Below are 6,026 nucleotides of genomic sequence, written 5' to 3' on the forward strand. Positions count from 1 at the left end.
GGCGGGCATGCCCGCTGCGCTCGCTGCACTCGCTCCGCGTGCCTGCCCGTGGCCGGTGGCCTAGGTCCGGCCTTCCACCAACGTGTTCGACCGGGTCGGAAGGACGGGGCCGGGATTTTCGCGACACATCGCGTTTGGGTTGTCGCGTTTGCGATGATGGTCCCGTGAACCTTCCCGAGCAGCCCTCCGAGCCCGATGCCCCCGCGCGCATGCGCGCCTCGGACGCCGACCGCGACCAGGTCGCCGACCGTCTGCGCGAGGCCCTCGCGGAGGGCCGCATCACGCCGGAGGAGCACGCCGAGCGCATCGACGCCGTCTACCGGGCCAAGACCTACGCCGACCTCGAACCGGTCCTCGCCGACCTGCCGTCCGAGCAGGCACCGCGGCCCAAGGTGCGCCTCCAGAAGGACGAGGCGCCGCTGCCGCCGCCCGTCCCGCAGTCGCCGAACCTCGTGGCGATCTTCAGCGGGGTGACCCGCCGAGGGCGCTGGCTCGTCGAGCCGACCACCAACGTCTCGTGCGTGTTCGGCGGCGTCGACCTGGACTTCCGCCAGGCCGTCCTGAGCCAGGGCGAGGTCACCGTCAACGTCAGCTGCCTGTTCGGCGGCATCGACATCACGGTGCCGCCCGGCGTGCGGGTGACCAACTCCGCCGCGATGGTGTTCGGCGGCGCCGACCTGCCCGACGACGTCACCGACCCGGACGCGCCGCTGATCCGGCTCACCGGCATGGTGATCTTCGGCGGGATCAACGTGCACCGCCGCGAGGCCGGCGAGCGGCCCTCCCGGCGCGACCGGCACCTGGAGCGCCACCGGCGGCACCTGGAGCGGATGGAGGAGCACCACGAGCGGATGCTGGAGCGGCACTCGGACATGCACCGGCGCCGCGACGAGCGCCGCGAGCGCCTCCGCGAGCTCCGCGCCGAACGCCGCCGCCACCGCTGACCGGCCCGCCCCCGGACGACGGGAGCGGGCCGCCCCGGACGGCGGTCACACCGCCGGGCGGCCCGTCTCGCGGCAAGTGCGGAAGGGGTGCCGGGACGTTCAGTCCCGCGCGTGCTCCCGGTCGGGCTGGCAGACGAGGCACGGCGTGCAGCCGCGGGCCTTGGCCTCGGCGCGCGACAGCGCCTCCAGGTCGTCGGCCTCGTCGCCGATGTCCTCGATCAGCGCGCAGTCGGTGCGGTGGTAGCGCTTCGTGCCGCTGAGGATGCGGACCTGCGGGCCGTCGTCGTCGGCGTCCGCCGCCTCGGCGGGTTCGGCGGGCTCGTCGTGGCCGTCGTGGTCCTCGTCGGCGGGCCGCTCGTCCGCGGCGGGCTCGGCGGGCGCGGGCACGGCCGCCTCGTCGGCGTCGCGGGGACGCGGGGCGGCCGCCTCGCCGAGGTTCAGCGGGTCGGCGCCGAGGTCGGTGGTCACGTCGGTCGGCCCGGATCCGGCGGGCCGCTCCTCCGCGTGCGGGGCCTCCCGCTCCGGCTCCGGCTCCCGCACCGGCGGCTCGGGCGCCTCGGGCGTCTCGGCCGCCTGCGGCTCGTCGGCGGGCTCCTCGGCCCGCTCGGGCTCCCGCGGCGCCAGACCGGCGACGGGGATGTCCGTCAGCGTCGGCCCGGCTGGGCTGCGGAACGAGGCCGGGGCGCTCTCCGGCTCCGGGTCGGGGTCGGCGGGCGAGGACGGCCAGGCGGACGGCACGCGGCCGGACGGCGCCTCCTCGCGGCGACCGGCCGACGGGCGGTCGTGCTCCGGCTCGCCCGGCTCCGGGACGCGGGGGATCTCCGCGGTCGGGGCGAAGGGCGGGGGCGCGGAGTGGGGCGCGGGGTGCGGCGCGGAGGGAGCGGCGTGCGCGGGCTTCGCCAGCCCGGCCAGGCCGCCCTCCGGACCGGCCGCGGAGCGCTCCACGCCGGGCTTGGTGAGGTCGGGGCCGTCCGCGACCGTCCTGCCCGGGCCGGGTGACCCGGGTCCCGACGCCGCGGCGCGCGCCGCCAGTGCGGTGTCGGGCATGCAGGCGGTGCAGGGGCTGAACCCCTCCTCCTTGGCCTCGGCGTAGGTGAGCTCCTCGGTGTCGCGCCCGGCGAGCTGCCGGCACGTGTCGAGGTGGTAGCGCTTGCGTCCGCGCACGACGAACACCAGGGCGTCGTCGGGCACGTCGACGGGCTGGACGGGGATCTCGACCTCGTCGTCGGGCTCGGCCGGGGCGTCCAGGGCCGGACGGGTCGCCGCGGGGGCGCCGGACGCGCTCTTGGCCGCGGGCACCGGCGGAGCCGGCCGCGGGCGCTTGGCCTTCCCGCCCTTCCTGGCCGGCGTGGCGGGGGCCCCGGTGCCGAAGAGCTCCTTGCGGCGCAGGAACACCCCGATGGCCAGGCACAGCGCGGAGACGATGCTGACGGCGATCGAAATGTAGATCACCACCAGCGCGTCCAGGCCGAAGACCTGTGCGCTGTCTCCGTTGCCGGCGACGATCCCCGCAACCAGCAGGGCGATCGCCGCCACCACGAGAACGCCACTCAGGATGATCACAGGGTCTCTCCCCCTCGTTCGGACCGCTCGGCTCCGGGCCGCCCTTCAGGCCCAGGTGTCACGCCGACGCCGCCGGGACGGCGGCGATGCCATCCTCGGCGCGGCGATCGGAACGACACTATCGCCTGCGGTGCCCGCGTCAGCGCCTCTCGTGCGGCGGGTTGTCACCGCCGCCGGAGTGGAACGCGCCGGTCGCCGAGTGCTGCACCTGCTGGGTGTGCTCGGCGGGCGACGGGAAGGTCGGCCCGGCGGGGTTGGAGCCGGCTCCGCCGTTGCGGTTCTCGCTGTGCGGCAGCTGGCTCTGCGGGCCCGGCTGCGGCGCGGGCTGCGGGGCGGACGGCTGCGGCCCGGTCGGCTGCGCCACCGAGGGCGCCGCGCCCGGGACGGCGGCGAACGCGCCGGTCTCGGTGCTGCCGGCCTCCAGGTCGCGCAGCTGGCCCTCCAGGTACACCTTCAGGCGGCTGCGGTACTCGCGCTCGAAGGCGCGCAGGTTGTCGACCTCGCGCTCGAGCTCCTCGCGCTGCTGCACGAGCGATCCCATGACCTGGCGGTGCCGCTCCTGGGCGTCGCGGTCGAGGGCCTCGGCGCGGGAGCGGGCCTCGCTGACGATCTGGTCGGCCTGCCGGCGGGCCTTGCCGAGGATCTCCTCGGCCTCGCGGCGGGCGCGGCCGAGCGTCTCGTCGGCCTCGCGGCGGGCGTCGGCGATCGCCTGGTCGGCGGTCTGCTGCGCCAGCGCCAGCACGCGCGCGGCGGTGTCCATGTTGTCCTCGCCCGTGGGCGCCGGCGCCATGCCGAGGCCGAGGGGGACGGGCTCCGGCTCGGGCTGCGGCTGCGGCTCGGGGCGGGGAGGCTCCGGGATCTTCTGAACGTCCGGCTTGGGCTCCACGATGGGGGCGGCCATGGCGGGGACCTTGCCACGGAGGCACTCGGCGAGCTTGGCCCGCAGCTCCTCGTTCTCCTGGATGAGGCGGTCGAGCTCGGCCTCGACCTCGTCGAGGAAGGCGTCCACCTCCTCCTCGTCGTACCCCGGCCTCAGCCTGGTGGTACTGAACTGCTTGTTCCGCACATCGGCGGGTGTCAGCGGCATGTTCGTCTCCTTGGCGCGCTTGGAGTCTGTCCCAAAGGACGGTATCCGATCAGAGCCTCTGCACGAAGATGATCAAGACCCACACCACAAAGATGAGGAAGGTGAAACTGAGGTCCAGCGCCACGTTACCCAGCCGTATGGGAGGGATGAAACGCCTCAGCAGCTTCAGCGGCGGATCGGTGATGGTGTAGGTCGCCTCGGCGATCACGAGCACCACCCCTCTGGGACGCCACTGCCTGGCGAACGACTGCAGCACCTCCAGGATCAGCCTGCCGATCAGGAACAGCAGGAAGATGTACAGGAGGTACGTCAGCACCTGTCCAACGATGTTCACGGACACTCTCGCATGTGGCTGTCAGCTTTGGTTGAAGAACCCTCGTTCTGCCATCCGGGCCTTGTCCTCCGCGGTCACCTCCACGTTGGCGGGTGAGAGGAGGAACACCTTGTTGGTAACACGCTCGATGCTCCCGTGCAGGCCGAACACGAGACCCGCCGCGAAGTCGACGAGCCGTTTGGCGTCGCTGTCGACCATCTCGGTCAGATTCATGATCACCGGTGTGCCCTCACGGAAGTGCTCCCCGATGGTCCTCGCCTCGTTGTAGGTCCTAGGGTGCAGCGTAGTGATGCGCGCAAGGTCGGTGGTACCGGACTCGTAGAGCGCCACGGAGCGTCGCTCCGGGGGTGACACCGCGTGATGATCGCGTTCCCGGTCCGCGGTCTCCTCGGCTCGGGTAAGCTGACCGCCGGATTCGTCCTCGCGACGGCGCCCCTGACCGGGGTCGGTCTCGTCGTCGTACGGCTCGTAGTCGTAATCGTCGCCGTACTTGTCGTCGTAGCGGTCGTCCTCCACCAGGCCGAGGTAGACCGCCATCTTGCGCATCGCGCTGGCCATACGCCCCTCCGTGTCCTGTGGCCGCGGCACCCCGGCGCCTCCGGCACCGCTGGACCGATCCGTCTACGTGGGCCCGCGTTCCGGCAGGTACCACTCCCGGGACATTACCTGACGATTGCCCGTCGGCCGCCGAGCAACGCCGTACCGATGCGCAGGTGTGTCGCGCCGCACGCGATCGCCTGCTCCAGATCACCGCTCATGCCCGCAGAGACGATCCGGGCGTCCGGATGGTTCCGCCGCAATCGCGCCGCGACGGCGGCGAGCCGCTCGAAGGCGGGCAGCGGGTCGGCGCCGAGCGGCGCGACGGCCATCAGCCCGCCGAGCTCCAGGCCGCCGGCCTCGGCGATCGCGTCGGCGAGCGCCGGGACGTCGGCCGGGGCGGCACCGCCGCGGTGCTCGGCCTCGTCCAGCGAGACCTGGACGAGGCAGCGCAGCGTGCGGCCGGACCGGGCGGCGGCGTCCGACAGCGCGGTGACCAGCCGGGACCGGTCGACCGAGTGTACGACGTCGGCGTAGGAGGCGACCGCGCGGGCCTTGTTGGTCTGGAGCCGGCCGACGAAGTGCCAGGTGAGCGGCAGGTCGGCGCATTCGGCCGCCTTGGGCCGCGCCTCCTGGTCGCGGTTCTCGCCGACCTCGGTGAGACCGAGTCCGGCCAGCAGCCGCACGTCGGAGGCGGGGAAGGTCTTGGTCACCGCGATCAGGGTGAGCTCGGCGGGGTCGCGCCCGGCGGCGGCGCAGGCCGCGGCGATCCGGTCGCGGACCTCCGCGAGGCTCTCGGCGAGCTCCGCGCGCCGCTCGTCCGGGGCCGGAGCGCCGCTCGGCGCGCCGGAGGTCACGCGCCACCTCGCGAGGAGGGGCGGCCCTCGTCCTCGAGCCAGACGAATCCGGCGAACCGGCCGGTGCGGCCGTCGCGTCGGTAGGAGAAGAGGCCGGGGGTCTCGATGGTGCAGCGCGGGTCGACGCGGACGTCGCCCACCCCGCTCGCCGCGAGCTGCGCGGCGATCCCGGCGCGGATGTCGAGGCCCGGGGTGCCCTTCGCGGTCGTCGCGTGCGCGGCGGGCACCACGGCGGCGACCTCGTCGCGCATCTCCGCGGGCACCTCGTAGCAGCCGCCGCACGCGGCGGGGCCGATCGCGGCGCGGATGCGCGCGGGGTCGGCGCCGCGCTCGCACATCGCCTTGACCAGCGCGGGGACGACGCCGGCGGCGGTGCCGGGCCGGCCGGAGTGGGCCGCGCCGGCCACCCCGGCGGCGGGGTCGGCCAGCAGGACGGGGGCGCAGTCGGCGACGAGCACCGCGAGGACCAGGCCGGGGACGGTGGTGACGATCGCGTCGACCGGGCCGTGGTCGCCGGCGTCGGCGGGGGCGGTGACGAACGCGACGTCGGCGCCGTGCACCTGCCGCATCCAGACGGTGCGCGCGGGGTCGACGCCGAGCGCGGCGGCGGCGCGCCGCCGGTTGGCGGTGACGGCGGCCGGGTCGTCGCCGACCGCTCCCCCGAGGTTGAGGGAGTCGTCGGGGGCCGTGCTCACGCCGCCGGA

General features: G+C 74.6%; 7 protein-coding genes. 1 reads left to right on the forward strand and 6 read right to left on the reverse strand.

The features are described 5' to 3' along the window. Positions 1 to 164 precede the first annotated feature (164 nt). Positions 165 to 944, forward strand: a complete 780-nt coding sequence (locus tag ABZ914_RS44440; protein ID WP_500200748.1) for a DUF1707 SHOCT-like domain-containing protein — start codon at positions 165 to 167, stop codon at positions 942 to 944. Positions 945 to 1,043: 99 nt separating this feature from the next. Here ABZ914_RS44440 and ABZ914_RS44445 read toward each other — a convergent pair whose 3' ends face one another. From ABZ914_RS44445 to pgeF, 6 genes are all read right to left on the reverse strand, one after another. Continuing rightward, positions 1,044 to 2,507, reverse strand: coding sequence for a hypothetical protein (locus ABZ914_RS44445; protein ID WP_500200749.1), 1,464 nt, complete (start codon positions 2,505 to 2,507; stop codon positions 1,044 to 1,046). A 139-nt stretch (positions 2,508 to 2,646) separates the two neighbouring features. Continuing rightward, positions 2,647 to 3,594, reverse strand: a complete 948-nt coding sequence (locus tag ABZ914_RS44450) for a DivIVA domain-containing protein (protein ID WP_500200750.1) — start codon at positions 3,592 to 3,594, stop codon at positions 2,647 to 2,649. A 49-nt stretch (positions 3,595 to 3,643) separates the two neighbouring features. Beyond that, positions 3,644 to 3,928 carry a YggT family protein gene (locus ABZ914_RS44455; protein WP_151547235.1) on the reverse strand — a complete coding sequence of 95 codons (285 nt, stop codon included), beginning with the start codon at positions 3,926 to 3,928 and terminating at the stop codon, positions 3,644 to 3,646. Positions 3,929 to 3,949: 21 nt separating this feature from the next. Next, positions 3,950 to 4,486, reverse strand: a complete 537-nt coding sequence (locus ABZ914_RS44460) for a cell division protein SepF (RefSeq protein WP_500200751.1) — start codon at positions 4,484 to 4,486, stop codon at positions 3,950 to 3,952. Positions 4,487 to 4,590: 104 nt separating this feature from the next. Beyond that, the gene (locus ABZ914_RS44465; RefSeq protein WP_500200752.1) at positions 4,591 to 5,322 is read right to left on the reverse strand and encodes a YggS family pyridoxal phosphate-dependent enzyme; all 732 of its coding nucleotides are present in this window, start codon (positions 5,320 to 5,322) and stop codon (positions 4,591 to 4,593) included. Continuing rightward, on the reverse strand, positions 5,319 to 6,026 hold a 708-nt coding region (gene pgeF / locus ABZ914_RS44470; RefSeq protein WP_500200753.1), incomplete at its 5' end, for a peptidoglycan editing factor PgeF. The genes ABZ914_RS44465 and pgeF, both read right to left, overlap by 4 nt.

The sequence above is a fragment of the Spirillospora sp. NPDC046719 genome, assembly GCF_040645715.1.
Taxonomy (GTDB): Bacteria; Actinomycetota; Actinomycetes; order Streptosporangiales; family Streptosporangiaceae; genus Spirillospora.

Excerpts from the sequence above, each read along its gene's own strand:
- ABZ914_RS44450 (WP_500200750.1), bottom strand. The coding sequence starts at position 3,594 with ATGCCGCTGACACCCGCCGATGTGCGGAACAAGCAGTTCAGTACCACC.
- ABZ914_RS44460 (WP_500200751.1), bottom strand. The coding sequence starts at position 4,486 with ATGGCCAGCGCGATGCGCAAGATGGCGGTCTACCTCGGCCTGGTGGAG.